Annotated in this window: 23 protein-coding genes; 7 read left to right on the top strand and 16 right to left on the bottom strand. The window is 29.8% G+C overall.

The window, feature by feature from the left end:
* Positions 1-4: 4 nt before the first annotated feature.
* From Q3223_RS08520 to Q3223_RS08450, 15 genes are all read right to left on the bottom strand, one after another.
* Positions 5-1603, bottom strand: coding sequence for a sodium:solute symporter (locus Q3223_RS08520; protein WP_054269130.1), 1599 nt, complete (start codon positions 1601-1603; stop codon positions 5-7).
* A 44-nt stretch (positions 1604-1647) separates the two neighbouring features.
* Positions 1648-2910, bottom strand: coding sequence for an MFS transporter (locus tag Q3223_RS08515; protein WP_054269129.1), 1263 nt, complete (start codon positions 2908-2910; stop codon positions 1648-1650).
* Positions 2911-3133: 223 nt separating this feature from the next.
* Positions 3134-4489 carry an ester cyclase gene (locus tag Q3223_RS08510; RefSeq protein WP_407811846.1) on the bottom strand — a complete coding sequence of 452 codons (1356 nt, stop codon included), beginning with the start codon at positions 4487-4489 and terminating at the stop codon, positions 3134-3136.
* A gap of 39 nt (positions 4490-4528) precedes the next feature.
* Positions 4529-5536: a nuclear transport factor 2 family protein gene (locus Q3223_RS08505; RefSeq protein ID WP_054269128.1), complete on the bottom strand. Its 1008-nt coding sequence runs from the start codon at positions 5534-5536 to the stop codon at positions 4529-4531.
* A gap of 641 nt (positions 5537-6177) precedes the next feature.
* Positions 6178-6747 (bottom strand): GrpB family protein, encoded by a 570-nt coding sequence (locus Q3223_RS08500; RefSeq protein ID WP_407811845.1) that lies wholly within the window; start codon positions 6745-6747, stop codon positions 6178-6180.
* A 291-nt stretch (positions 6748-7038) separates the two neighbouring features.
* Positions 7039-8049: a M56 family metallopeptidase gene (locus Q3223_RS08495; RefSeq protein WP_074179090.1), complete on the bottom strand. Its 1011-nt coding sequence runs from the start codon at positions 8047-8049 to the stop codon at positions 7039-7041.
* A 276-nt stretch (positions 8050-8325) separates the two neighbouring features.
* On the bottom strand, positions 8326-8925 hold the full coding sequence (locus tag Q3223_RS08490) for a GNAT family N-acetyltransferase (protein WP_407811844.1): 600 nt from the start codon (positions 8923-8925) through the stop codon (positions 8326-8328).
* 344 nt (positions 8926-9269) lie between these two features.
* Positions 9270-10844 carry a ClC family H(+)/Cl(-) exchange transporter gene (locus Q3223_RS08485; protein ID WP_054269125.1) on the bottom strand — a complete coding sequence of 525 codons (1575 nt, stop codon included), beginning with the start codon at positions 10842-10844 and terminating at the stop codon, positions 9270-9272.
* A 242-nt stretch (positions 10845-11086) separates the two neighbouring features.
* On the bottom strand, positions 11087-12322 hold the full coding sequence (fabF, locus tag Q3223_RS08480) for a beta-ketoacyl-ACP synthase II (RefSeq protein ID WP_054269124.1): 1236 nt from the start codon (positions 12320-12322) through the stop codon (positions 11087-11089).
* Positions 12315-12653 (bottom strand): helix-turn-helix domain-containing protein, encoded by a 339-nt coding sequence (locus tag Q3223_RS08475; RefSeq protein ID WP_219673752.1) that lies wholly within the window; start codon positions 12651-12653, stop codon positions 12315-12317. Before Q3223_RS08475 ends, fabF begins: the two co-directional genes overlap by 8 nt.
* Positions 12654-12896: 243 nt before the next feature.
* Positions 12897-13469 (bottom strand): manganese catalase family protein, encoded by a 573-nt coding sequence (locus Q3223_RS08470; RefSeq protein WP_054269122.1) that lies wholly within the window; start codon positions 13467-13469, stop codon positions 12897-12899.
* A 59-nt stretch (positions 13470-13528) separates the two neighbouring features.
* A complete protein-coding gene (locus tag Q3223_RS08465) occupies positions 13529-13792 on the bottom strand; it encodes a spore coat protein CotJB (RefSeq protein ID WP_054275856.1) in 264 nt (87 codons plus the stop codon).
* Positions 13792-14013, bottom strand: coding sequence for a spore coat associated protein CotJA (locus Q3223_RS08460; RefSeq protein WP_407811843.1), 222 nt, complete (start codon positions 14011-14013; stop codon positions 13792-13794). The genes Q3223_RS08465 and Q3223_RS08460 overlap by 1 nt, the downstream gene beginning before the upstream one ends.
* Before the next feature lie 936 nt (positions 14014-14949).
* Complete coding sequence (locus Q3223_RS08455) at positions 14950-15477, bottom strand: ParB/RepB/Spo0J family partition protein (RefSeq protein WP_054269119.1); 528 nt, start codon at positions 15475-15477, stop codon at positions 14950-14952.
* On the bottom strand, positions 15474-16808 hold the full coding sequence (locus tag Q3223_RS08450; protein WP_223152721.1) for a DUF3440 domain-containing protein: 1335 nt from the start codon (positions 16806-16808) through the stop codon (positions 15474-15476). Before Q3223_RS08450 ends, Q3223_RS08455 begins: the two co-directional genes overlap by 4 nt.
* A gap of 493 nt (positions 16809-17301) precedes the next feature.
* Between Q3223_RS08450 and Q3223_RS08445 the strand changes: the two genes are divergently transcribed.
* The 4 genes from Q3223_RS08445 (at position 17302) to Q3223_RS08430 (ending at position 20381) form a co-directional block, all read left to right on the top strand.
* A complete protein-coding gene (locus Q3223_RS08445) occupies positions 17302-17742 on the top strand; it encodes a DUF3788 domain-containing protein (protein ID WP_407811842.1) in 441 nt (146 codons plus the stop codon).
* 795 nt (positions 17743-18537) lie between these two features.
* A complete protein-coding gene (locus tag Q3223_RS08440; protein ID WP_074179086.1) occupies positions 18538-18924 on the top strand; it encodes a VOC family protein in 387 nt (128 codons plus the stop codon).
* A gap of 335 nt (positions 18925-19259) precedes the next feature.
* Entirely contained in the window at positions 19260-19889 is a 630-nt protein-coding gene (locus Q3223_RS08435) for a TetR/AcrR family transcriptional regulator (RefSeq protein ID WP_074179085.1), read from the top strand.
* Between the two features lie 81 nt (positions 19890-19970).
* Positions 19971-20381: an FMN-binding protein gene (locus tag Q3223_RS08430; protein WP_284181643.1), complete on the top strand. Its 411-nt coding sequence runs from the start codon at positions 19971-19973 to the stop codon at positions 20379-20381.
* A gap of 128 nt (positions 20382-20509) precedes the next feature.
* Here Q3223_RS08430 and Q3223_RS08425 read toward each other — a convergent pair whose 3' ends face one another.
* A complete protein-coding gene (locus tag Q3223_RS08425) occupies positions 20510-21124 on the bottom strand; it encodes a TetR/AcrR family transcriptional regulator (protein WP_054269114.1) in 615 nt (204 codons plus the stop codon).
* 337 nt (positions 21125-21461) lie between these two features.
* Here Q3223_RS08425 and Q3223_RS08420 point away from each other — a divergent pair, with 337 nt between their 5' ends.
* The 3 genes from Q3223_RS08420 (at position 21462) to Q3223_RS08410 (ending at position 25233) form a co-directional block, all read left to right on the top strand.
* Entirely contained in the window at positions 21462-22106 is a 645-nt protein-coding gene (locus tag Q3223_RS08420) for a nitroreductase family protein (protein ID WP_054269113.1), read from the top strand.
* Positions 22107-22607: 501 nt separating this feature from the next.
* Positions 22608-23003: a DUF6110 family protein gene (locus tag Q3223_RS08415; protein ID WP_074179083.1), complete on the top strand. Its 396-nt coding sequence runs from the start codon at positions 22608-22610 to the stop codon at positions 23001-23003.
* 130 nt (positions 23004-23133) lie between these two features.
* Positions 23134-25233 (top strand): heavy metal translocating P-type ATPase, encoded by a 2100-nt coding sequence (locus tag Q3223_RS08410; protein WP_407811841.1) that lies wholly within the window; start codon positions 23134-23136, stop codon positions 25231-25233.
* Positions 25234-25289 lie beyond the last annotated feature (56 nt).

Here is a 25289-nt window from a genome sequence, read left to right as displayed (position 1 = left end):
CTTCTTAAAATTGTATTAAAAATAAGATAATATATTGGATAATGAAAAAAGCTAATACAATTAATTCTTGCTTACCTAAAGAAAATGGTAGTATGGACACTCCATCTACTTTATCCATCCCTTTAGAAATAAGTTCTTTTCTCATACCAAGTACAGTATATTTTTTAATATCCTCTACATTATTATTGTTTTTTAAGATGATACTAAAAATATATCCAAATATCAATGTTATTGTAGCACCTATTGCTGGATTCCACAACCAGCTCACGTTATATTTATTAGAAATAAAAAACCCTAAAACTAATCCTACAATAAAACCAATAGATACTCCTTTATCATGAGCCTTATATGTAAACATTGCTAGTACAAATGCACCTGTAGCTGGTCCAGCAAAGTATGAGATATAGTTACCAACAAGGTCAAGAATTGACTTAATGCTTCCTCCAAACCCCATAATAATGAAACCTGTCATAACAACACCTATAACTATGGTTATAATCATTGTTACTTTTAATGATGATTCTTTACCATCTTTTTTAAAATAAAACTCATAAATATCTTTTGTAAAAACAGTTGTCATACTATTTAATATAGAGTCAATACTAGACATTGCTGCTGCAAACACACCTGCAATAATAATTCCAATCGCTCCTACTGGAAGTTCATTCAAAATAAAAGTAATCATTATTTCATTTGAAGTTTCAAATGCTCTTCCATCATAGAATACAAATAAAATCACTCCTACCAATAACATAAAGTAATAAACTAGATTCATAACAAATGCACTGACTACAAAAGAATTTTTTGCACTGTTTAAAGATTTAGATGTTAAAACTCTTTGTACTTGAGCTTGGTCAAAACAGAAGTATCTTATCCACATTATAGTTCCACCGATTAAAGTAGCCCAAAAAGTATTTGTAACTGAGAAATCTGTGCTAAAATCAAATGTATTTAATTTACCACTCTGTTGTGCAATTTGTAGGGTATCAAAAAAGCTAAGATTCATTCCTTTTAAAGCTACAATAATTACTATAAATACAGCACTTATTACTACTAGCATTTGAATACTATCAGTCCATATAACTGCTTTAATTCCCCCTAATAACGTGTATATAATTGATACAAGTACAACAATTGGAACTAAAATATAAAGCGACCAACCAGTAATCATCTGAATAATAAGCACTGGTATATATACCATAGAGCTCGCTTGAATCAATGAATTAATAAAAAATTGAATAATAGTTAACCCTCTTGAATAATTTCCCAAACGAAATCCCATGTATTCATATACAGATGTTATCTTTAATCTATAAATAACTGGGGTGGTAATGCTCAGTGCAAAAAATATTGCTAAAGGTACTGTAATATTAACCATTACTGGATACATCCCATCCATATATGCCCATCCAGGACCACCTATAAAGCCATTTGCACTAATCATAGTAGCTGCAACTGATAAAGCAATCGGAATCCACGGCATTGACCTACCTGCTAAGAAATAATCTTCTTGATTTTTATTATCTTTTCCTGAATAATAACCAATAACTAACATTAACAGCAAATATCCTATTATAATACACACATCAATTGATGAAATCATAAGCCACCCCTTTCTAAGTAACAAAAAAATTTGTCAGTATTTTATTACTTCTTATTTAATGTTTCTGGTAAGAATAACCATACAATAGCACCTGCTACAAATACTGCTATTGATATATAAAAAATAGTTATCATACCTAAAGCACCAGAAGCTGTCCCAGCTATTGCAGGTATTGCAAAGGTAGATATAATTCTTCCTCCATTAAACGACATCCCAGATGACAGTGAGCGATATTTACTTGGGAACAGTTCTGTATAGTATGCTCCCCATGCCCCAGAATATCCAACAGCAAGACCTAACAATACTGATATCATGTAGAATGTTGTTATATTGTCTCCTCCTAATTTTGTATATATAAAAACAAATACTGCTGCTAATGCCATACCTATAAAAGGTACTTTTCTCCCAAATTTATCTGCTATAGAGCCCCAGAATAAATATCCTACTAATTGACCAATTCCTTGTAAACTATATAGAGAACCAGCTACTACTGATGTCATTCCTAGTCCTGTTACTAAGTATGTAGTTGCATTATTTGAAAATGCTGAATATGCTGTAAAATTAGCCCCTGATAAAAGAATTGTTCCTATACCAATCCATAAGTATTTTCCCTTGTACATACTTATATAACTAATTTTTTCGCCAGTTTCTTTTCCCTTTTTAACTAATTCTTTTGTATACTCCAAATCATCTGGTACAAAGAAAATTGCTAAGATACCTCCAACTATAGGCGGTATAATTGCAGTATACATCAATATTTGCCAATTTGAATCACCCAATACTCCATACACTTTTCCACCAAAAATCATAGCTAATGAAAATAAGGCAGTCAATATAGCAGCTAACTTACCACGATATTTACTTGGGAACATATCTGCAACCAAAGGCATAGCTGTTCCAAATACACCACCTAGTACTACTCCTGTACACAAACGTGCAATTTTCCATAACATGATATTTGTAGGAGACAACATTGGTATAAATGTTGTCAATCCAATTAATAAAGCAACACTAATTAAAGTTCTCTTTTTTCCGATTTTTGTTGAAATCACTCCGAAAATAAAAGTTCCTGGAATTGTACCAAAAGACATCACAGCAAATATTTCTTCTGTTTGTTTCAATGAAAAACCAAATCCACCCTCTGCTAGGGCATAAATCATTGTTGGTTTAATAAAAGTACCTACCATAAAGTTGTAGCAATAAAAAAAGTATATTAAAGCAATTGAAAAAAATGCAATTCCTCTTTTTAGGTTTGAATAGTCCTTTCCTAATATGATATCATTTTCTATTCCAACTGTTGTTTTCATATTCTTTATAAATCCCCCTTTTTAATATTAATCATAGTCCATCTAAGAATTTACCCTGTTATTCGTTATATACCATAGTCCATCTAAGGATTTATCCTGTTATTCGTTATATACCATAGTCCATCTAAGAATTTATCCGTTATTTGTTATATACATCTATTTCTCAAATTTATAAAAAAATACTCATTATATAGATTTCAAGACTATTTATACTCTAATAAACTTACTCTTCCACACCCATATACATTTGCTTTAGAACATCCATGCCATCAAAAGTTATCCATTCTTCCTTTACTTTACCTTGTAATACATGATAATGATTAATTCCCATTACTTCCACAGGCTTTCCAGAAGGTTGTCCAAAGAAACCTATCCCTTCATTTATTCCACGTAATCTCCATCTTACAGATACATCATATCCTTCATTTTTTTCCCTCTGATTACAGGTTACTCTTTCTACTTCATAACTTCCATTTGGAATTGAAGCAAGTAAACTTACAATCATGCCTTGTATCTCATCATATCCATTTAAATCTTTATCACATATAAAATGGACTACTGCATTATCATGATAGTATTTTTTAACTTCATTTATATATTTATAATTATAAATACGACTTGTCATTTCAAGCATCATTTCACCAACAGACTCATCTTTTGCTTGATACTTAGCTGGCATGAATTGACCATCCATAGATTCACAGATACCATATGTTGATTGTAAACTAAGTACTTTAGATGCACTTGCTTTTGCCATACCTTTTGCTACTTCTTGAGGGTCTAATCCTAATTGAGTGACAATCCATAAATTATCTCTAACTAACCATTCTTCATGAATTCTATTGTTTGTTGTAGCACAATCAATCACAGTTCTAAAGTTTATTTTTCTACCTGTTGCTGGTCCAAAATTACTATCACCTAGATTAGTTGCTGTAGATAAAACACGATGAGAAGATAAAAAACCATCAGCACCAAAGTTAGACCATATTACATTTTGCCCAATTAATCTTCTATCAGGAAACGCATGTAATGTTTGAAGAGTATTGGAAATAACATCTTTAATACCGACTAAATTAGAAGAACCACAGTGCATTGTAACATTATTGTGATATGTATCATAAATAACCCCTATACCTTTTTCTTCCCAAATATTATGTGTTATTTTCATAATATAATCTACAAAATCCCTATACTTAGAATCAAATCCAGGTATTTCTTGCTCCCTTTTTGTCTGTTTTGAAAAATCATTGTAGTCCATCACTCCAACAGGTGTTACTTCTAGTGAATCTCCATAGTAAATTTTTGTAGACTCCATATTATATTCCCCCTTAAATGCAACTTTTTCATTTTTTTCAGTAGTAATATTTATATTAGATTTATCTTCCTCAGTTTTATGTATGCCTGTTTTATTATCAGTAATTTGATTTTTAGTAGTTTCATTTTTATCCATATTACTAAAATTAGTTTGATTTACTTTAGATTTATGTTTTCCCTTAACTTTTTCTGATTCAAGCTCACTTATAGAACTTTCTTTTTCTTGCTCTTTTACTATTCCATCATTTTTATTATTGGATGTCATTTTATATTCCTCCACCTCTTCAAGCATACGTATGCATAATTAAGCATTAAAAATACTTTTAGTTCTCTCAAGAATATCAAGACCTTGTTGTTTTAGCCAATAAGGAATATCAATTAGTACCCAGTTTTCTTGAAGCTTATCCCCTTTACGATAATACACATCAACTACCTGCATATCTGCTTTAACCTCACCACCTGGCAATCCTAAAAAACCTCCACATGGTATATTAGTCAGATTAGGCCATCCAAAGAAACAAGCAAAGTTTCCTTCTGCAAATCTACATGCATGTCCATTAAAAGTCTTTCCTTTTAAATTGTTTCTAAATGGTAATTGGTGTTGTTCTTGATATCTAGGTATAGTATAAGAAGCACCAATCCCTCCTGGCCCATACCAAATCATATCTTTAGCCCATGATTTTTCAAGTACTTCTGGAGGACATCCCATAGCACCACTTTCATTTAACTCAGATAAATCATCTACCATTTTATTCACTAATGCCAAAGTTTTTACTCCTTCAATTTCATCTGCATCTTCAAAAAGTAATCCATTATGGTCAATTGGCCCTGGATATACAAAATATGAACCAGTTTGTGGAGGTAATGGATTTACTCCTGCTTGAATCATAAATCCGATTATGTCTACAAATAATCCAGTTTTAGAAATTTTTCCATCCTGTACACAGTTAAATTCTGCATATCTTAAACTAATCATTTTACGAGTATGCTTAATCCCAAGCCAGTCATTATCAAAAAGTCCCATAAAGTGTCCCATACTCATGACCCACTCACTATTGTCAATTTCATTAGTCCCTGCAATAAAGATATCCTGTCTTCTTTGCATGTTACTTAATGAATTTTTTAAAGGTTTCCAAAATACATCTGCTACATTTTCAATTCCTTCTTGTTCACGAAATGGATATACACCTTTCCAATTATAGTCTGATTTCATGTATTCATTTAAAACATTCTTAACTCCATCTACATTTGCATTTTCTAATGCTTCGAAGTAGTTTCTTACAACTTGTTTTGAACCTTGATATTTTCCCATAACTATATCCTCCCAAATTTATCAATTTTAAATTTTGCCTATTTATGCATACGTTATCTATTTTTTCATATTTTAAGCGTTTTCCAGTAATTATTATGAATACATATGCACTTTTCTAAATATTATCACATCTCTAAAAACTTGTAAAGAAAATGTTATTACAAAGATGTAAATTATTGTATATATTTGCTTAAATATATATATTTCTTATATCTTTTAACAAAAAATTATACTTTATCGTTTTATAACATTGCATTTTTTATTCCATCTAATTTTTAAAAATTTGCTTGTTAACTATGTATAGATTAAACCCTCATTTTAAATACTAAAAATTTTAAAACAAAAAAGACAATCAATCTGACTGTCCTTTTTGCTTTAAATTCATATAGTCTAATCAATATGTTTAAACATTTTGATTTACATTTATATAATCTTAAAGCTAATTTTTCTTTTTGATTTAAGTTCATATGTCCTAAGTAATCTCATTGACATTTTTGATTTGCACTTATATAATCTAAACAATCTAACATCCCTTTGTATGTAACTTCATACAATTTAATAAACTTAATCTTTCTACCCTTATATAACTTACCTACATTAAAAATCAATAAGTAACCTAATAAAAATATATAAATAAGTTTCTAAATATACCTATTAGAATACAATACTTTTGCTTTTTCAGTAAATTCTTTAATAAAATCTGACTTACTATCTGTATAAGCATCACGATTATGCTCATACTTCTTCCATAGATTTAACTTAAGTTCTTCATACTCCTTAGCTACACTTGGATTGTCAATTAAATAATCTCTAAAAAACAACTCATCATTATCACCTGCATACCTTATATGTAAATGAAAAACTCGTTCTTCAAAACCATCTATTGTATATCCTTTATTAAGTGAAATCCTGCTACTACTCTCAGACATACAAACATATCCCATTGATTCAATTAACTTTTTAATCTCTTTTATGCTACAATCATTCATTATCTCAATAAGTATATCAACAATTGGCTTGGCATAGATTGTGCTCACAGTAGTGCTTCCAATATGACTTATTCTAACAATATTTTGCATAGGTAATACCCCAGTTAATCTACATTCTTCTTCTTTAAACCAATCTTTCCAACATTCCTTATGAACAGTTAAAACTATTGGGAACAACTCCCATAATTCTTCTAAAGTCATTTCTTCCAATTGCTTTCTCATAAATATTTCTCCTTATAAACTAATTATTTTAAATACTCTATTTATCCATTCGATTACTATAACTAACACCTTTATACACAATAATGTATTATACAACTAAAATACTATAATCAAAGAAAATATCTAAAAATATGATTTATATTGTCACAGGTAAGAATAAAACTCTTTACAATCAAAATTACTTAATTTATATAATAAATTAATAAATACTTCTTCATAATTACTTAATGCACAAAAAACTGATTATCAATTTTATATGCCTAAAACCTCTTTATATGATAATTTTATATATTAATCATCTACATGAATATTAAACTCATATGTTGGTTTTGAATTAGCTCTATTTTCAATAGGTGACTGCTTATGCATTGGATAAATCAATGGATTATAACAGATTGTATCAAATCTAAAATATGTAATAGAAGATAACAAACATAAAATTACCACCATCAAAACACCATTTCTATATCTTTCATTAAACATATTAGACACTCTTTTTCTAATATCTGACTCCTTATGTAAACCAGCCACAAACTTATTTGAATGACTTGAACCTTTCCTCATCGCACTTATTATAGTAAGCGCATAGTCCTGTCTCTCCTCTACAGTACGGTTCTTTAAAACCCTTTCATCACAATAAAATTCGCAATCCAAATCTATAAACTTCTCCATTATATATATAAAAGGATTAAACCAATAAACACATTTTAAAAATAGCACCAAATACTTAACATAAAGGTCTTTACTCTTAAAATGCATAAGCTCATGTCTAAATATCCAATCCAGCTCCTTTAATGTATAATCATAAGGAGGTAAAATGACACTTGAATTAAAAAACACTGGTGTTTCAACTTCATAAGAATATTTAAGTTGTATCTTTTTATTTATACTAAGCTCCTTTAATAAATTCTCATAAAGATTTTTTATCTCATTATCCTCAACATCATAGGATAAATCATTCATCAAAATTTTAATCTTAATGTATCTCCAACTAATATAAACCAAATATACTATTATACTAGCAATCCAAATAAATAATAAAATACTGTTTTTCGAAGTAAAGATAGTATTAAAATTTTCTAAATACACCTTACTAATAGTATATTGATATTCCCTCCTATTAAATGTAAAAGTATAATATGTAAATGGTAGTAATAACTTAATAATCACAATCAACCAAACATAATAATTAAATCTTTTGCTAAACCTTTTAAATATAGTCATTCTAAAACTCAATAGGATAACTATACACAAATCACTTAATACAACAGTCCTAAGAATATCATTCAAAATCAAATTCATATAGCCACCTCTCTTCTTTTAAATCTAGAATAACTAAATACGTCAATATAAGTCAATCTTATCTGTACAATACTTGAATTTCTAAAAAATCATGTCTTATTTATAAGATATAAAAAATGAATACATACTCTAAATTAAAATTATAAGATTTCTAAAATAGCCCTCTTAATTATGTTATTTTAAATCATCATTAGAACCATCCATTTGTCTGCACACAAATATGGCGGAAAATCAAAAGACTTCCGCCACTACATTGATATAGAATATTATTCTCTATCATTTATTTAGCATTTTTTTCAAATACGCAACATCTATTAAATTTACTGTTTCAAACTTCCCCTTGTAAAATAATGCGAAGTTATTAAAAACACAAGGTAATTCCTTTGCTTTTTGTAATGTGTCTATTTGAATAAATGAAGCTGGAACATCATGTGTTGTGCAATAATCTCTTAATCGTTCAATATTTTGATAGATAAATGGACATTGCATATCATAATAAATAGTTAGTTCCTCACTCTCGATTTCACACGATTTTGCATTTTGCTTGAACACTGGTGTTGTTCCGTCAAAAGAAAGTGCAAGTAGCTCATATCCATTATCAGTAGTATCGACGACCTCAAATCCAAATTTTTTCGCAAATGATTGGTCTGAAAGCCATGCTTTTTGTTTTTTTGCCCCAAGCATACAAACGCCAGACTTTCCATTCTTTTTAGCATCTTCCACACAATACTCCATTAACGATTTCGCATACCCTTTTCCTTTATAATCACCCAATACCCATAAGCAATATATATAATAATAGTTATCACCAGTAATTGGAACCCATGCAGTCTCAAGGGGTGCATACTCAATAAATACAGTACCTTTGACATTCAATTTTCTAAAGGTATGCCCTTCTCTTAATCTTTCAGAAATCCATTGCTTTTTGGCTTCAATACCTTGATGTAGCTTTCTTGTACGGATAATACAACATAAATGTTCATTGGCAAGATTTTCTACTGTCAAGTTTACAAATTCATCACACATACTTAAATCTTCCTTTTTCTAAATTTATTTTTTCAGTTCAATAAACTTTAATTTACTATTTCAATAAAATGTAATCTATCATTTTACATACAATCAATTTATTTTTCAAACTCTTTACATCTAAAATCCTACACTTTCATCTTCTCATACCACTCAAGAACTAACTCTTTACTCAATTTAATATTATCACTTATCTATAAAATATGGGAAGTATTCTCTTTACACAAATTCTCCATCCTATCATACACAACACCACTGTCTCTCTCATCTGTCATAGTCACAATTATATCACTTGGCTTAAGAATAGTTTTCCCTCTAGGAATAATCTCTTCACCACCTCTTTGAATAGCTACCAGAAGACAATTCTCTGGCCATTGTATATCCTGAATTTTTTTGTTTGCAACAGGAGAACCAAACATAACAGAAAACTGGTCTAGTATCTTTTCTCCCCTCTCTTTAGGAGCAGGTTCTCCATTTTTCTCAAGTAATCGCTCCAAAAGACTTTCATAAATAGGTTTTGATTTCATAAGAGTAGCCACAATATATGCCACAATCGAAATTACAGATAGTGAAAGCATTTGACTAACAGAACCCGTCATTTCAAAAATTAATATAATACCAGTCAAAGGTGCACGTACAATAGCTGTAAAATATCCTGCCATAGCCAAAAGCACAAAATTATTTATATAATCTGGGTTCATTCCAAAAACCTTAACACCTATCATTCCAAATATTCCACCTATAAATGCTCCTAAAACAAGCAACGGAAAAAAGATGCCACCTGGTGCACCTGACCCAAAACTAACAGCTGAAAATATAAAGCGTACGACAAAAATCAAAACAACCATCCCAAAAAGATATTCATGACTTGTAAGTGACTCCACCAAATTGTGCCCACTTCCTAGCACTTGAGGCATCATAAGTCCAAGAATACCAGCCATACTGAATGGAATCAGCAGTTTACCAAATGTACCGATTTTAGGAATCTTTTTATATAAAGACTGCACATATAAAGTAAACCAGTTATAAAATGCTCCCATAACTCCAAGAATCACACCTAGAATCACTATCAATCCATAATAATTCTGTGGCAATACATGACCAATGTCAAACTGGAACACAGACTCAATCCCTAGAAAATTAGCTGAGATATAATCTGCTGTCAAAGATGCTGTCATCACAGAAATTAAAACAGACACTGAAAAGTTCTTATGAACTTCTTCAAGCGAAAACATAACACCTGCTAATGGCGCATGAAATGCTGCTGACAATCCAGCACTTGCCCCACAGGTTAACAGAAATTTTTCCTCTGTCTTACCTCTATCAAGCGCTCTAGAGATACCTTTCCCTGCCATAGCACCAAGCTGAATAGAAGGTCCTTCTCTTCCCAATGCAAGACCTCCCATAAGTGCCAAAAATCCTCCAATAAATTTAGTTGGCAACACACGCCACCATACCTGCTTGATTTTTCCTGTCATTTCTCCCTCAAGCTGAGGAATACCACTTCCAGAAATCATTGGCTCTAAGTCTACAAGCTTTGATACAATCCAAGCAAGTAGTGCAAGCACTGCAAACCAAGCTATTATTTTTATTGTAGAACCTTCTACAAACGTCAAAATTTGGCTAAGCCAGATACCAGCTCGCCCCAAAAGTATCCTATATAAAAGTACAATCAAACCAGCCACAGCACCAACTATCAGTCCTTCTCCAATCAAAATTACCTGAAAGTTCTCTGCCCGTTTGATAACATGAGATGTATCTTTTTTCATGCTTTTCCTCCTTCTCCCAATAATTCTGTACAATATCAACAAATATAGCTCTTAATTCACTAAATATATAATCTTTATTATTTACTCTTTATATTTAATAAATATAACTAAATGATACTATAATGCAAATACTAAATGATTATTGATATATGATTTCATTGCATTTACTACTGAATCAATAATACAATACATTTTTGGAAAAATAAAGGAAAGTCTTATTTTAATTTTGCTTATTCTTACTACTATTCCTCAAACTTCTTTATACAAATAGTAGCATTATGCCCACCAAATCCTAATGAATTAGAAATAGTGTATTTCACTTCTTTCTCAATTCCACCATTAACAACATAATTCAAATCACAATCTGGGTCAAAATTCTTATAACCTACAGTCATAGGAACAAAATTATCATCTATAGCTTTTACACAAACTATTGCTTCCAATGCCCCTGCTGCTCCCAACAAATGCCCTGTCATTGACTTTGTAGAACTTATAAGCACATCGTTAGCTGAATCTTTTAATGCCAGTTTTATCGCATTCGTTTCGTATTTATCATTAATTGGAGTAGAAGTACCATGAGCATTAATATAATCAATCTCACTTGGATTAATTCCACCCTCATTACATGCAATCAAGATAGCCTGACAAGCTGCTTCTCCTGTAGGGTCTGGACTAGTAATATGGTATGCATCTTCTGTAGCACCATACCCGATTACCTCTGCATAAATCTTTGCATTTCTTTTCTTTGCATTTTCTAAACTCTCTAATATTAAAATAGCTCCTCCCTCACCCATGACAAATCCATTTCTATCTTTATCAAAAGGAATTGATGCTCTGTCAGGGTCGTCACTATCACTCAATGCTTTCATATTATTGAATCCAGCTAATGTAAATTCAGTTATAGCTGCTTCAGAACCACCAGCTACACAGACATCTAATCTTCCACATTTAATAGCCTCAAATGCTTCCCCTATTGTATGAGTAGATGTCGCACAAGCAGATACTAAAGCATAATTGATTCCCTTAAATCCATATTTAATAGCAATCGTTCCAGCAGCCATATTTGAGATTAGCATTGGTATCGTAAATGGTGAAACTCGTCTACTTCCCTTCTCAATAAATTTTCCATATTCACTTTCCAAAGTATTTATTCCACCTATCCCACTACCAACTATAACTCCTATACGATAAGGGTCTAATTCTTTAAAATCAGTTCCACAGTCAGAAATAGCCTGTCTTGTAGCTTCTACTGCATATTGGCAATACAAGTCATTATGTCTAAGTTCCTTCTTAGAGAATGATAATAAAGGATTAAAACCTTTTACTTGCCCTGCTACTTTTACAGGAAAATCTTTAGTGTCAAACCTATCTATCATCTGTATACCATGATTACCTGCTTTTACATTACTCCAAAATTCTTCAATATTATTTCCTATAGGGGATACTATTCCAATCCCAGTGATTACTACTCTATTCATCTTTACTCTCCTTTTCACTATACTCTTTATACATATTGCCCCATTCAAACAGAGAAACTAATATAGGTCGTAAAGTCATCCCTAATTCAGTCAAAGAATATTCAACTTTAGGTGGAAATTGTTCATATACCTCACGATGCACTAGACCATCTTCTTCCATACTTTTTAGATTTTGAGACAACATTTTTTGACTTATATTATCAATTGATTCACTTAATTCTCCAAAACGTTTTTTATCTCTTATTAATTCTCTTAATATCAAAAACTTCCATTTGTCACCTATCATTTGTAGCGTTATTTCTACTGGACAAGCAGGTAAATATTTTTCCATATTCTCCTCCTTAATTAGCTCGAAATCATATACTTACTTTTAGTAAGTATTATATTCTATCATAATTATCATGTCAAGTTGACATATTTTAATTCTTAAATTTTTTATATTTATTTAATTATTTATAAGACTAATTTATATATAAAGAGATTGATTTATTTTATTTCATACAAAAAGAAGATGCCTCATAAACTAAAAGCTCATTTTGAAGCACCTTCCTTTTATTATTTTATTATTATTTTATTAGAACTGATGTTTACATTCTGTAAACTCGTAAACATCCATTAGTGCTTCACCAAATCTTTGATAATGCACTACTTCCCTCTCACCTAAAAATCTTAAGATATCCTTCAAATCTGGGTCATCAGTTAAATTTATTAATTGATAGTACGTAGCCAATGCTTTTTGTTCAGCAGCCATATCCTCATGTAAATCAGTTACAGCATCGCCAAAGACATTAATATAACTTGTAGTAAAGTTTACTCCATTAGAATCAACTGGCTGAAGACCATGTCCAAAAGTAGCATAATTAGTTCCAAGTCCAGCAGCTTTAAGCTCTTCTGGAGTACAGCTACTTATTAATTGATATAACATTGAAGAAATTATCTCAACATGAGCCATTTCTTCTGTACCTATATCAGTTAAAAGTGCACGAGATTTTCCTGTTGGCATAGTGTATCTTTGTTGAAGATATCTAGTTGCAGCTGCCAGCTCACCATTAGGTCCTCCCAACTGAGTCATTATATATTTTGCCATTCTAGGGTCTGCTTGTCTTATGTTAACTGGATGTTCCAGTGTTTTTTGGTAAATCCACATATTATCTTACTCCTCCTTAATATATTTAATAGTAAATCTAATCTTAATACTGTATAATTTTATTTATAAAATGACTTGTCCCATGGCCAAGGCTCTGATACCCATGACCAAGGATATTCACTTGATTCATAACCAAAATTAGTTAATGCCCCATACTTAGACTCATAATCACACATAGCTTGTGTAAATTTATCGCAGTATCTACTGTATGAATCAAGAGCTTCCTCATCTCTTGGATTGTTATCCAAATATAAATTTAATTCTATACAAGCAAATTGATATTCTGAAATTCTCTCTAAAAGTTCTCTTCTATTTAATGACATTAGTGCATACTACCCCCTTTTTTCTCTCTAACTCTATTTTTAGGATTTTCATATAACCAATCATTGTAGTTATTTGACTCTATTAAATCCAACTCAGGAAATAAAGTACCTCTTCTTAATGCTGTTTTTGGATTGTATGTGTCATCATAAATTTGATGATTAATGTATGGTCTAGCAAATTCATAACAATAATCTTGTTTATCCTCTTTTAAATATTCCATTAATTATCCTCCTTAATTTTTCGAATTTTAAAATAGTATTATTTTTAATAATTTTATACTTGTGTTATATTATAATCAGTGGTTTTAATAGAACTTTAACAGAAATAAACGAGTATCTTTTTTGTTCCTCTTTTATTCTTAAAATTTGTCTACTCAACTAATTTTGTATAAATATTCATTCTAAATAATCAGTATAGAATTTATACAATTTCTTATAACACAATTACTATTTACTATATAATATTTATTTCTCGTCAAAATGTTACTCTTTATCACTAAAATAAATAAAAATTGATATTTTAATACTATTTTTTCAATCAATAAATCATTTTTAAAATTTATCGAATTTTATGATTTTATTTTCTAAAATCTAAATCTAGCTTAAATAAAACAAGTCTATTTATTTTATAATTTTATTTAGTTGCATTATAAAAGCATGCTTCATATATGATTTTAATAATTACATTTTCATTATCTAGTCTTAAAATTCATATCTTCATATATAGTATTAAGACTTCTATATTCATGTATGGTATTAGCATTTATACAAATATAATATTAGGACTTCTACATTCATATATGATATTAACATTTATACAAATATAATATTAAGACTTCTACATTCGTATATGATATTAACATTTACACAAATATAGTATTAAGACTTCTACGTTCATATATGGTATTAACATTTATACAAATATAGTATTAAGACTTCTACATTCATATATGGTATTAACATTTATATAAATAAAAAAGAGGCTATCTCAAAATATAGATAAGCCTCTTTTTCATTATTAAAATGATGAAAATATATTTAATTTCATAAAAAAAAGAGTGTCTCACGAACCAAAAAATTCATTTTGAGACAGCCCTTTCTCTGTATTTATATATAAACTTAAAACTCTTCATTTTTAATGTATACTCTTAATTTTCTTACATATTATCAGAATCAGACGGAATCCATGAATTATTAAACTCTTTATCCTTAAACAAATAAGATAATCCAGTTATTTGCTTTAATCTAAGAATTTCATCAGTCTCCATACCTAGATGCTTTGATATCCATTCATCAGATTTTCCAATTTCACACAGTTCAGTTATAATAGTACTCATTAAATCCACATTATGTGAGCCCCTTGCACGATTATGTCGAATAGTACTTGCCATTCTCTCATCAAGAGATTTATCAATTATTGAAACAGGAAGAAGTCCATTCTCTCTATCATAGATATCCTTATTTTCAAGCATTACTCTATAACGATGGAAACCATCTACAATAACATACTTGTCTTTTTCCTGATTATAATAACAAACAATTGGCATTGTATACCCATCTTCTTTAATACTTTTATATAACAACTGCATTTCTGGTGGGGCTACTGTATTTGGATTATAGTCGTTAGATTCTATCTTTTCAATGGGTACTGCAATGATTCCATATACGGGACTTTTCTGTTTCATAGCACCTTAACTCCTATCTCATGAATTTTTTCATATTTTTTCTTAATATATTCTGTCCTAACTCTTTGTTCTTTTGTAGGACTAAATCCCATAAATTTACACATATGGTCATTTTTTAAAATACAATAGCACATTCTCTTCCAACTTGGAATATCTTTGGTAAACTTGATATCATCTGTATCATCAGGTATATCACCTAAAAATTTAACTCTAATTTTTTTATCTTTTGTATAATTTGAAACTCCATTTAATTCTATTTTATATCCTTTCATTATCAATTCATGTATAACGATTTCTGGCAAGCCTCCTCCTCTATTGTGCCAAAAATCAATAGATGTTGAAAATTTCTTAATATAATTTTTTCTTATATTTTCAGGTAAAGTGTCAAGTAAAAAATAGGTGAAGCTTTTCCAAGTATGTCCATCTGGCAATGAAATACTTCGGTACCCCATAGCTTTTGTTTTTCCATAAATAGAGGTGAAATTGACTCCTTGTACTCTAGCAACTAATTTCATCCATACATCTGGGTCTAATACCCTATATAAATTTAAACTATCCTTCGCTGAATCATTAAATGGAGATGCTACTCTCATACTTCTTGGAGCTACACCAGCTTTATAGAATAAATCATAAATTTTATTGTAATCATAGTTGAACTTATAGTTAGCTAGCCAAACATCTTCTATTTCCCAATCATATATAGGAGATGCTGTCCATACATTTTTAAATTGATTCGTTATCCAGCACTTTCCTTTATATCCATGCTGTTTATTTACAATAGCACAGTAGCGTTGTAATGATTCCGACGCTCTTGTTCCTAATAAACAAGCAACTTTTGCACCTTTATGCTTGTCCCTCATCCATCTGCCAAATTGTTTTGCCAAACTTTCTTGCCTCATCTTATATTTATAATAGACAAATGGGTTATTTTCTTGATTTATTATGTATTCTTTGACTGGCATTTTTCTTACCCATAACTCTTCTTTCTCATCATCCCATGGATACCAAAACATTTCATAATTTCCTACAGCCGTTCTTGTGGCCATCGGCAAACACACCCAATATGGCTCAATATCTTCAAGATTCTCTTCAAATGTTTTTTCAACATACTCAGTTGTCATACTGTATTGAGCTTCAAAATCCTGATGAAATACTCCAATTTTGGAACTTATATTATGCTTTCTCTTATAATCCAAAACTAAATTCAATAATAAACCACTATCTTTTCCTCCACTGAAAGACACATAGACATAATCAAATTCACTGAAAATATAAGAAAGTCTATCTTGAAAAGCTTCAAACACATTGGATTTTAAGTACCTTTTATCCATTTGAATTCTCCCCTTTCAATTAGAAGTTTATAAAACCTTACACCGTAGTATTATGCTTTTTTAGCGATAATTAACATAAATTCTACAGTATTTAAATACATAAATCCAACAAATACATATAATTATAATATAATTTTACTTTTATATTATAAACTCTATTTTATCATTCTTTTACATTATTTTCCAACAAATATAAATATAATATTTTCTAGCCATCAATATTATTATTAATATTAACTACTTTGTATTTTATACATATTATATAGGCAAGACTTACAAAACATGACAAACTGTTGTCATAATTACTTTGTTATACTAGTTATCATAATTACTTTGTTATACTAAAAGTAAAAATAAGATACTTTATGAAAATGTATATAAAAAATAGTCCTCAGCTTACTTACAAACTTAACAAGGACTTAAACTTATACTATAAATTATCACTAGGATATTAATTCTAATTACAAATTACATGTTTAGGGAGTGAAATCTAATGTACGAACGTATGCTTGAAAAAAACAATAAACCTAGCTTATCTCAAATAATTGAATACATAGGTAAAGATGGGTATACACGCTTGTGTAAGTTAGAAACTTACCTTGAAACTCAATATAGCTTATCAAAAGAACTTCGATTCACTTTTGGGAATAACTATGGTTGGGGTTACAAATATAGTCATAAATCTTTTCATCTATGCTATGCTTTCTTTGAAAAAGGGGCATTCACTGTTATGATTCAGATAGGTGACAAACAAGTTCCAGCAGTAGAAAAAATACTAATTGCCTTAACACCAAAAGCTAAAGAATACTGGTCAAATCGTTATCCTTGTGGTGATAATGGAGGCTGGATTAAATATCGTATTTTAGAAGATGCAGATTTACTCGACATTATTCAATATATACGAGCAAAGAAAACTCCACCTAAGCAACGTTAGTTTTTGATATTTTTTAGATACAATATAATTCCTTGTTCTATAGAAAATTTGAGTATAAAAATGCTTTAGTAATATTGTCTACTAGTATATCAATATTTGATTTCTTTACAGTAAAATAGTAAGTTTTATCATAACTAAAACATTTATTACTTTCATATGGAAGTATGCTTACAATCTGAGTATTGGGAAAAACATATATCCTTTGCCAGTTATAGGGCAATTAAAATCATGTACTGAGCCAGCAAGGGTGATATTATTTTCATGTAGATACAAAGTAACAGTTTGGAAAGTATCTTTTCCCTCATTTTCAACATAGATATATTCATAACTAGGCACAGCCCACTTTACTCAACCATTTGGTGGCTCTGCATCATCTATACACTCTACTCCAGCAAGGTATAAACCTTGTGAAAATCCATTATAATCCTCCCATTTGTATAAACTGCATTATTGCTTTTTCTAAGTTCATTTTACCATTATCTACTTGTCGATTCAATTTGTATAAGAGTATATCCTTACTCTCCTTATCAGTTAATATGAATGTAGAAAAAGCCTTTGAGATATTGGAAGCAGTCAAACAAAGTGAAGGCGAATGGATAACAAAGTTTTCAATGGTTTATGATAAATCAAGGCAAACTGTTTATTATTGTTACAATCAAGACTTCGAAAATATCCAAGAATTTCTTTTTCAGTAATATAAATTATCAGTATTTCTGGTATACTAATGTTAGTAATTCTTAATTTGTAGAGTAATTATAACTGCAAATTATTTATATTTTGTACCAAAGAAAGGAGATGTTTACCATATTAACTCCATATTTAACCTTCAATAATACTTGTGAAGAAGCATTTAACTTTTATGCTGAGGCTTTTGGAGGTGGAAAAACTAGGTTTGTACGACTAAACAACAACCCGAACAATCCTATTATACACGCAAGTGTCACTTTCACAAAGTATGATGGCTGTATAATGGGCGTAGATACAGAAGAACCTGTTTTAATTTCTGGCATGGCGATTTGCGTTGTGTTACCATCTCGAGAAGTGATTGAAGAAATATCTGTAAAACTTGCTGAGGGTGGTACGCTTGTGCAAAAATTTTTACCTCACCCACCTCCAGATGAAAATGATGGTGGTGCTGAAGTACTTGATAGGTATGGGTATACTTGGTATTTGAGTACATAGACAAAACAAAAAACCTACAACTAATAAATATAATGTAACTCAGACAAATTTAAATTTAATACTTTAATATGAGCCGTTAGTCCAACAATATTAACGGCTTTTTTCATATCTATAAAAGAAGAAAACAGAATTTTTTTATCCATATTTCATGATATAAAAAAACTCTAAAAACATAAAATAAATTAACATAAATGGCATCAATAATGATAAAGCATAAATCATCATTCTTTGGTGCTTTTTATTATGCAATAACTCCCAAATACTGATTGACAAAATAACTAACCCTAATTATAATTAAACTACCAGTTTAATTAATTTTAAGGAAGGATTATATCATGGGAAGAAGAAAAAAAGAACCAAGAAGTGTACATCGTGAAAACATTGCTTCATCAGCCCAAACTTTATTTATGAAAAAAGGGATTGAGGCTACTTCAATGGATGATATTGCAAAAGAAGCTGGCTATAGCAAAGCTACCATATATGTATATTTCAAAAACAAAGAAGAAATTGTAGGTGTACTAGTACTTGAAAGCATGAAAAAACTACATACATACATTACCCACTCTTTAGAAGAACAAGAAAGTACGAGAGCAAGATATGATTTTATCTGCAATTCTCTACTAAGATATCAAGAAGAATTTCCATTTTACTTCAAAATAGCTCTTGATGAAATAAACATTGACTTTGAAAGTACAGACTATTTACCTGAAGAAAAAGAAACTTTCCGTGTTGGTGAGGAAATCAACGATAAAATAAAGCAATTTGTAAGTTATGGTATCCTATCAGGCGAGCTTAGAGACGATATTAAAATTATGCCTACTATTTTTTCATTTTGGGGAATGTTATCTGGTTTGATACAAACAGCAACTAATAAAGAAGCTTATATAAAACAAGAACTCAAACTCTCTAAAGAAGAATTTCTAAAATATGGATTTGACACACTCTATCGCTCTATCTCAAAATAATTCCATCATCAAATAAGTGGTTATATATATTAAAAATAAAGAAATACAAATATTTTAACTAAAAAATTGAGAGGTATTAAAATGAAAATTAAAAGTAAAAAAATCATTTATCGTACTATTGTTGTTGTTTTATTGATAGGTTTTATATGTTTTGGAATCTATATGAAACGAGTACATGACTATCAACAGACAGTAAAGAATATGACCTTTGAAAATATAAAGCTTTCTGATGTTAAAGATGGAACTTATATTGGGAATTGCAATGTAAATCTTATCTCTGCTAAGGTAGAAGTTGTTGTAAACAGTGGTAAAATTACAAACATCAATATATTGGAACATAAAAATGAAAGGGGTCAAAAAGCTGAGAAAGTCATTGGTGAAGTACTCAATGAGCAAAAAATAGATGTAGATGCTATATCAGGTGCTACAAACTCAAGCAAAGTTATAAAAAAAGCAATAGAAGATGCACTTAAACAAGGGTTAATCAAGTAAGTGCATCTTGTTGTGTATGTTGTGTGTAGATATACCATATTTCTACAATAGAATCAAAAAATAGAAACTTCTTCACAGTAAACTATATTTTATTGCTTGATATATTTATCTTAATATCTAAAACTTATTTATAAGTCTTTACGAATACCAAGTGCTCTTAATGGACCAAGTAATGACATTCTAGCAAGTATTAGTGCCATTTCTTCAGGAGATTCTTTCATGTCTTTTTCAAGCCAATGTTGAATTACACCTAAGTCTGCTGAAAGTATATATTGTATAAAATATTCTTCTGAAATTACTGCCTCATCTATATTAAAATTTTTAAGCTTTTGTTTCTCAAACAAATTGGTCTCAATAAAGCTTTTTATCTTTCTTTCAAAAGTAGGGTCACCTTTTGGTCCTAAAATAGACTTAATAATCACTGAATTGTCTCTAAAATATTTAAAAATTTTTACCATAAACGGAAGGGGCTCATTTGAAGCATCTATGTTCATCATATTGACTGAATCAAGATGCTTAGTCTCTTCTTCAATTTCCTGTATGATTTCATCTTCAATCTTCTCTAACAAGTCAAACTTGTCGACATAGTGCAGATAAAAAGTTCCTCTATTTATATCTGCCCTTTGAGTTAAGTCAGTAACTGATACATTGTTGAATCCTTTCTCATCTATTAACTCTGCTAAGGCAGACCTAATCATCTTTTTAGTACGTATTGTTCTTCTATCACTAGATGTTTTATTCATGAATTATTTCCTCATTCTATATAAATTTTTTTATTTTAATTAACAATTTTCTGGTAAATGTCCATTACTTAACAGTTTAAATATTATTGTTTATTGTATAAAACAACATAAACATTATAATATACATATAGGCTATTAATCAACAATGTGTTCATAAAAAACAGTAAATTAATTTGGAGAAGGTGTTTAACATGACCAAAAAGTTTACCTTTAATGAATGTATTATAAAATATCCTAAGAATAATATTAATGAATGGAATATATCAAATATCTATTGAATTATGAATTGGATATAAATTTAATAATTTGGTAGATGTATTGATTAGTGGAGGACAAAATGAACAATTTAGACAAAAGCAATGTTAATGAAGTTTTGGATATGCTATTAAGAACTCGAAGATCTGTAAGAAGTTTTACAAAAGAAGTACCCTCAAAAGAACTTGTTGAAGAAATAATTGAAACTGGAAGACTTGCACCTTATGCAATACTTGCAGTAGCAAAACAAACAGATTTCAGACATTTCTTTGTTATTTCAAATAACAGTTTACAAATGGATAAAATAAAAACTATTCTTATTGATGTTATTAAAACTCAAATATCAACCCTTGAGAAGGAAGCCGAGAACAACATCACTCTTCAATCCTTCATTGCTTCTTTAAAGATGCAAGTTAAAAAAGGAGTTCTTGGTATAGGGACAGCACCTTATCTTATTATTGTGGCAGAACGTCGTGGAATACCAGCCATAGAACAAAAATCATTGTCTCATGTGATGCAAAATATGTGGCTTAAATCAACGGCTTTAGGATTAGGTCTTGAACTTGTTAGTGTAATAGGAAGATTAGGCAATAATAAAGATTTCTGCGATATTTTAGGAGTCCCAACAGGAGAATATGGATTTGATGCCTGTGCAATTGGATTCCCTACAACACATATAACTAAGGAAGGCAGAGCTGTTCCTCATCCATCGATAAAATGGTTATAATAAAAATTCTAACATGGTGCTATCCCAGCATCATGTATAGAAAATAAATAAGAAGCTAGAGAATTAAAACATAAATCTCTAGCTTTTTGACGATTGCAAATCCCATACATATGCTAACACTCATACATATGCCAACACTCATATAAATCATTATAAAATTCCACTATAGAAAAATTCTTAATCTCAACACCTTAAACTCTCCTACTACATTCTTTCACAAACCAACCAAATTAATTGATATAAATTATCATTTTCTGTTGAAAATACCATTCGCTCATGCTATACTTAATTTCATAAATGGTAATAAATGTCATATGATTTTAAAAATCTATTAATAACAATTATTATTGAATTTTTAATTTTTGAAATAGATATCAAGAATTTTCTAAAATATAAAATAAATATAGAAAATTGTATCAGCTATATAAGAGTTACTTCAAGCATTTATTACTCTGTACATAAATATAAATAAAATCTAACTAAACGAAAGGATAAGGTAAAATGAATATTTTAAAAATGAAAAAAACAGGGATATTTTTAGGAGGAGTACTTTTTGGCACTTTAGGTGTTAAGATACTTTCAAGCGACTGTGCAAAAAAAACTTGCACTCGTGCAACAGCAGGGGCATTAAAAGTTAAAGACTCTGTACTTGAAACAACTACTAAAATCCAAGAAAACGTAGAAGATATTTTAGCAGAAGCAAAAGAAATCAACGAACAGGAGGAATCATCAACATCTAAGGCAAACGCTATACAAGAAGTCTCTAAATATGAACAAGAAGCTCCTAAAACTGAAGCTATAAAAACTGTAGAAGATACTAATTGTAATAGCATTAAATATGAAGAAATCAAAGAAAATGAAACTGAAGAAAAAAATAGCGCTTGCACAGGAGAATAAATTTAACGATTATTATGATTAATAATATTAGGTACTATAGTTAATTATACAAAGTATTATAATCAATAATATCAAATATCATAGTTAATAGTACCAAGTATTATGATTAATAGTATCAGGAGGAAGTAAATTGAATTTTTATATAAAACATGAAATAAGAGGTCGTATACGCTTTGATTTACAACTTGGTAAATTAAATAGTAAGCAATCAGATACTCTCTTATATTATTTAACTTCTATAAATGGTATTACTAAAGCAAAAGTTTACGATAGAACTGGTGATGCAGTTGTTTATTACACTGGAGAAAGAGAATACATAATAACAGAAATCACTAAGTTTAGTTTTAATAATAGCAAAATAGAAAGTCTAGTCCCTGAACATACTAGCAGAGAATTAAATAATTACTATAGAGATAAATTAGTAAACAAGCTACTTGTTAAGAGTGTCTCTAAAATATTTTTCCCAAAGTCCTTAAGATTTTTTTTAATAGGATTTCACTCTATAAAATATTTTAAAAAAGGTATCTCTTCTCTACTAAATAAAAAAATAGAAATTTCTGTTTTAGATGCCACTGCTATAGGCATCTCTATTTTTAGAAAAGATGTCAATACAGCTGGGTCAGTCATGTTTCTTCTTGGTATAGGCGAATTACTAGAAGAATGGACCAGAAAAAAATCTATAGACGATTTAGCTCAAAGTATGTCATTGAACATTGAAAAAGTATGGTTAAAAAAAGATGATACCGAAATACTAGTTCCAATTTCAGAAATAAAAGAAGACGACTTAGTCAGTGTAAATATGGGAAATATGATTCCACTCGATGGGGTTATAGTATCAGGAGAAGCAATGGTTAATCAAGCATCACTTACAGGTGAATCTCTTGCAATCAACAAAAGAGAAGGCTCTTACATATATGCTGGAACTGTAATAGAACAAGGCAATATTGTCATGTGTGTCAAAGAAAAAGCTGGTACTACTAGATTTCAAAAAATAGTAACCATGATTGAAGAATCTGAGAAATTAAAATCCTCTGTGGAAAGTAAATTTGAACATCTAGCAGATACATTAGTTCCATACAGTTTTTTAGGAAGCATATTAACCTATGCAATTACTAGAAATCCTATAAAAGCACTCTCTATATTGATGGTAGATTTCTCATGTGCATTAAAACTTTCCATCCCTATTTCTGTACTGTCAGCTATGAGAGAATGTAACAATCACAACATTACTGTAAAGGGTGGAAAATTTCTTGAAGGTGTGGCATGTGCAGATACTATTGTATTTGATAAGACAGGCACACTAACAAAAGCTCAACCGACTGTTTCAGATATAATTACATTCCAAGATTATAATAAGAAAGAAATGTTAAGACTTGCAGCTTGCTTAGAAGAACACTTCCCACACTCTATAGCAAATGCAGTAGTATATGAAGCTGAAAAACAAGGGCTTAGTCACAAAGAGATGCATACAGAGATAGAATACATTATTGCACATGGTATCTCAACAAAAGTTGATAATAAAAAAGTTATAATAGGTAGCAAACACTTCGTATTTGAAGATGAGAAGTGTACTATTCCAGATGGTGAAGATGAGAAGTATAATAATCTATCAGATGAATATTCACACCTATTTATGGCAATATCGGGCAAGTTATCAGCAGTTATTTGCATTAATGACCCTCTAAGAGAAGAAGCAAAATATGTAATTTCAAATTTGAAAGAATATGGAATTAAAAAGATTGTGATGATGACTGGAGATAGTGAAAAAACAGCAAAATCTATAGCAAGTAAAATTGGCGTTGATGAATATTATTCAGAAGTCTTACCAGAAGATAAAGCCAACTTTGTCAAAAATGAAAAACTAAATGGTCGAAAAGTGATTATGATTGGAGATGGAATCAATGATTCCCCTGCTATTTCAGAATCAGATGTCGGAATTGCAATGAGTGAAGGTGCTGAAATAGCAAGAGAGATTTCAGATATTACCATATCAGCAGATAATTTAAATAACTTAATCGTTTTAAAACAGATTAGTGATAAGCTTATGAAGAGAATTGATTTAAGTTCTAAGTTTATTATAGGCTTTAATTTAGGTCTGATTTTACTTGGTGTTGGTGGATTTGTTAGACCAAGTACATCTGCCTTTTTACACAATGCCTCTACTGTTGGAATAAGTTTAAAAAGTATGACAAATTTATTAGAAGACTCTAATTCTTATAACTACAATTAATCCTAATTATATAAAACTCCTTACAAAACATATGTACATATAATAAATTTATAATT

The sequence above is a fragment of the Clostridioides sp. GD02367 genome (assembly GCF_045900275.1).
Classification (GTDB): Bacteria; Bacillota; Clostridia; order Peptostreptococcales; family Peptostreptococcaceae; genus Clostridioides; species Clostridioides difficile_A.
This window is presented reverse-complemented; position numbering and strand designations above follow the sequence as displayed.

What these genes read in the sequence shown, in the direction of transcription:
- Q3223_RS08520 (WP_054269130.1), bottom strand. Translation starts at nt 1,603, where the DNA reads ATGATTTCATCAATTGATGTGTGTATTATAATAGGATATTTGCTGTTA.
- Q3223_RS08515 (WP_054269129.1), bottom strand. Translation starts at nt 2,910, where the DNA reads ATGAAAACAACAGTTGGAATAGAAAATGATATCATATTAGGAAAGGAC.
- Q3223_RS08510 (WP_407811846.1), bottom strand. Translation starts at nt 4,489, where the DNA reads ATGACATCCAATAATAAAAATGATGGAATAGTAAAAGAGCAAGAAAAA.
- Q3223_RS08505 (WP_054269128.1), bottom strand. Translation starts at nt 5,536, where the DNA reads ATGGGAAAATATCAAGGTTCAAAACAAGTTGTAAGAAACTACTTCGAA.
- Q3223_RS08500 (WP_407811845.1), bottom strand. Translation starts at nt 6,747, where the DNA reads ATGAGAAAGCAATTGGAAGAAATGACTTTAGAAGAATTATGGGAGTTG.
- Q3223_RS08495 (WP_074179090.1), bottom strand. Translation starts at nt 8,049, where the DNA reads ATGAATTTGATTTTGAATGATATTCTTAGGACTGTTGTATTAAGTGAT.
- Q3223_RS08485 (WP_054269125.1), bottom strand. Translation starts at nt 10,844, where the DNA reads ATGAAAAAAGATACATCTCATGTTATCAAACGGGCAGAGAACTTTCAG.
- fabF (WP_054269124.1), bottom strand. Translation starts at nt 12,322, where the DNA reads ATGAATAGAGTAGTAATCACTGGGATTGGAATAGTATCCCCTATAGGA.
- Q3223_RS08475 (WP_219673752.1), bottom strand. Translation starts at nt 12,653, where the DNA reads ATGGAAAAATATTTACCTGCTTGTCCAGTAGAAATAACGCTACAAATG.
- Q3223_RS08470 (WP_054269122.1), bottom strand. Translation starts at nt 13,469, where the DNA reads ATGTGGATTTACCAAAAAACACTGGAACATCCAGTTAACATAAGACAA.
- Q3223_RS08465 (WP_054275856.1), bottom strand. Translation starts at nt 13,792, where the DNA reads ATGTCATTAAATAGAAGAGAACTTTTAGAGAGAATTTCAGAATATCAA.
- Q3223_RS08460 (WP_407811843.1), bottom strand. Translation starts at nt 14,013, where the DNA reads ATGGAATATTTAAAAGAGGATAAACAAGATTATTGTTATGAATTTGCT.
- Q3223_RS08455 (WP_054269119.1), bottom strand. Translation starts at nt 15,477, where the DNA reads ATGAAACAGAAAAGTCCCGTATATGGAATCATTGCAGTACCCATTGAA.
- Q3223_RS08450 (WP_223152721.1), bottom strand. Translation starts at nt 16,808, where the DNA reads ATGGATAAAAGGTACTTAAAATCCAATGTGTTTGAAGCTTTTCAAGAT.
- Q3223_RS08445 (WP_407811842.1), top strand. Translation starts at nt 17,302, where the DNA reads ATGTACGAACGTATGCTTGAAAAAAACAATAAACCTAGCTTATCTCAA.
- Q3223_RS08440 (WP_074179086.1), top strand. Translation starts at nt 18,538, where the DNA reads ATGTTTACCATATTAACTCCATATTTAACCTTCAATAATACTTGTGAA.
- Q3223_RS08435 (WP_074179085.1), top strand. Translation starts at nt 19,260, where the DNA reads ATGGGAAGAAGAAAAAAAGAACCAAGAAGTGTACATCGTGAAAACATT.
- Q3223_RS08430 (WP_284181643.1), top strand. Translation starts at nt 19,971, where the DNA reads ATGAAAATTAAAAGTAAAAAAATCATTTATCGTACTATTGTTGTTGTT.
- Q3223_RS08425 (WP_054269114.1), bottom strand. Translation starts at nt 21,124, where the DNA reads ATGAATAAAACATCTAGTGATAGAAGAACAATACGTACTAAAAAGATG.
- Q3223_RS08420 (WP_054269113.1), top strand. Translation starts at nt 21,462, where the DNA reads ATGAACAATTTAGACAAAAGCAATGTTAATGAAGTTTTGGATATGCTA.
- Q3223_RS08415 (WP_074179083.1), top strand. Translation starts at nt 22,608, where the DNA reads ATGAATATTTTAAAAATGAAAAAAACAGGGATATTTTTAGGAGGAGTA.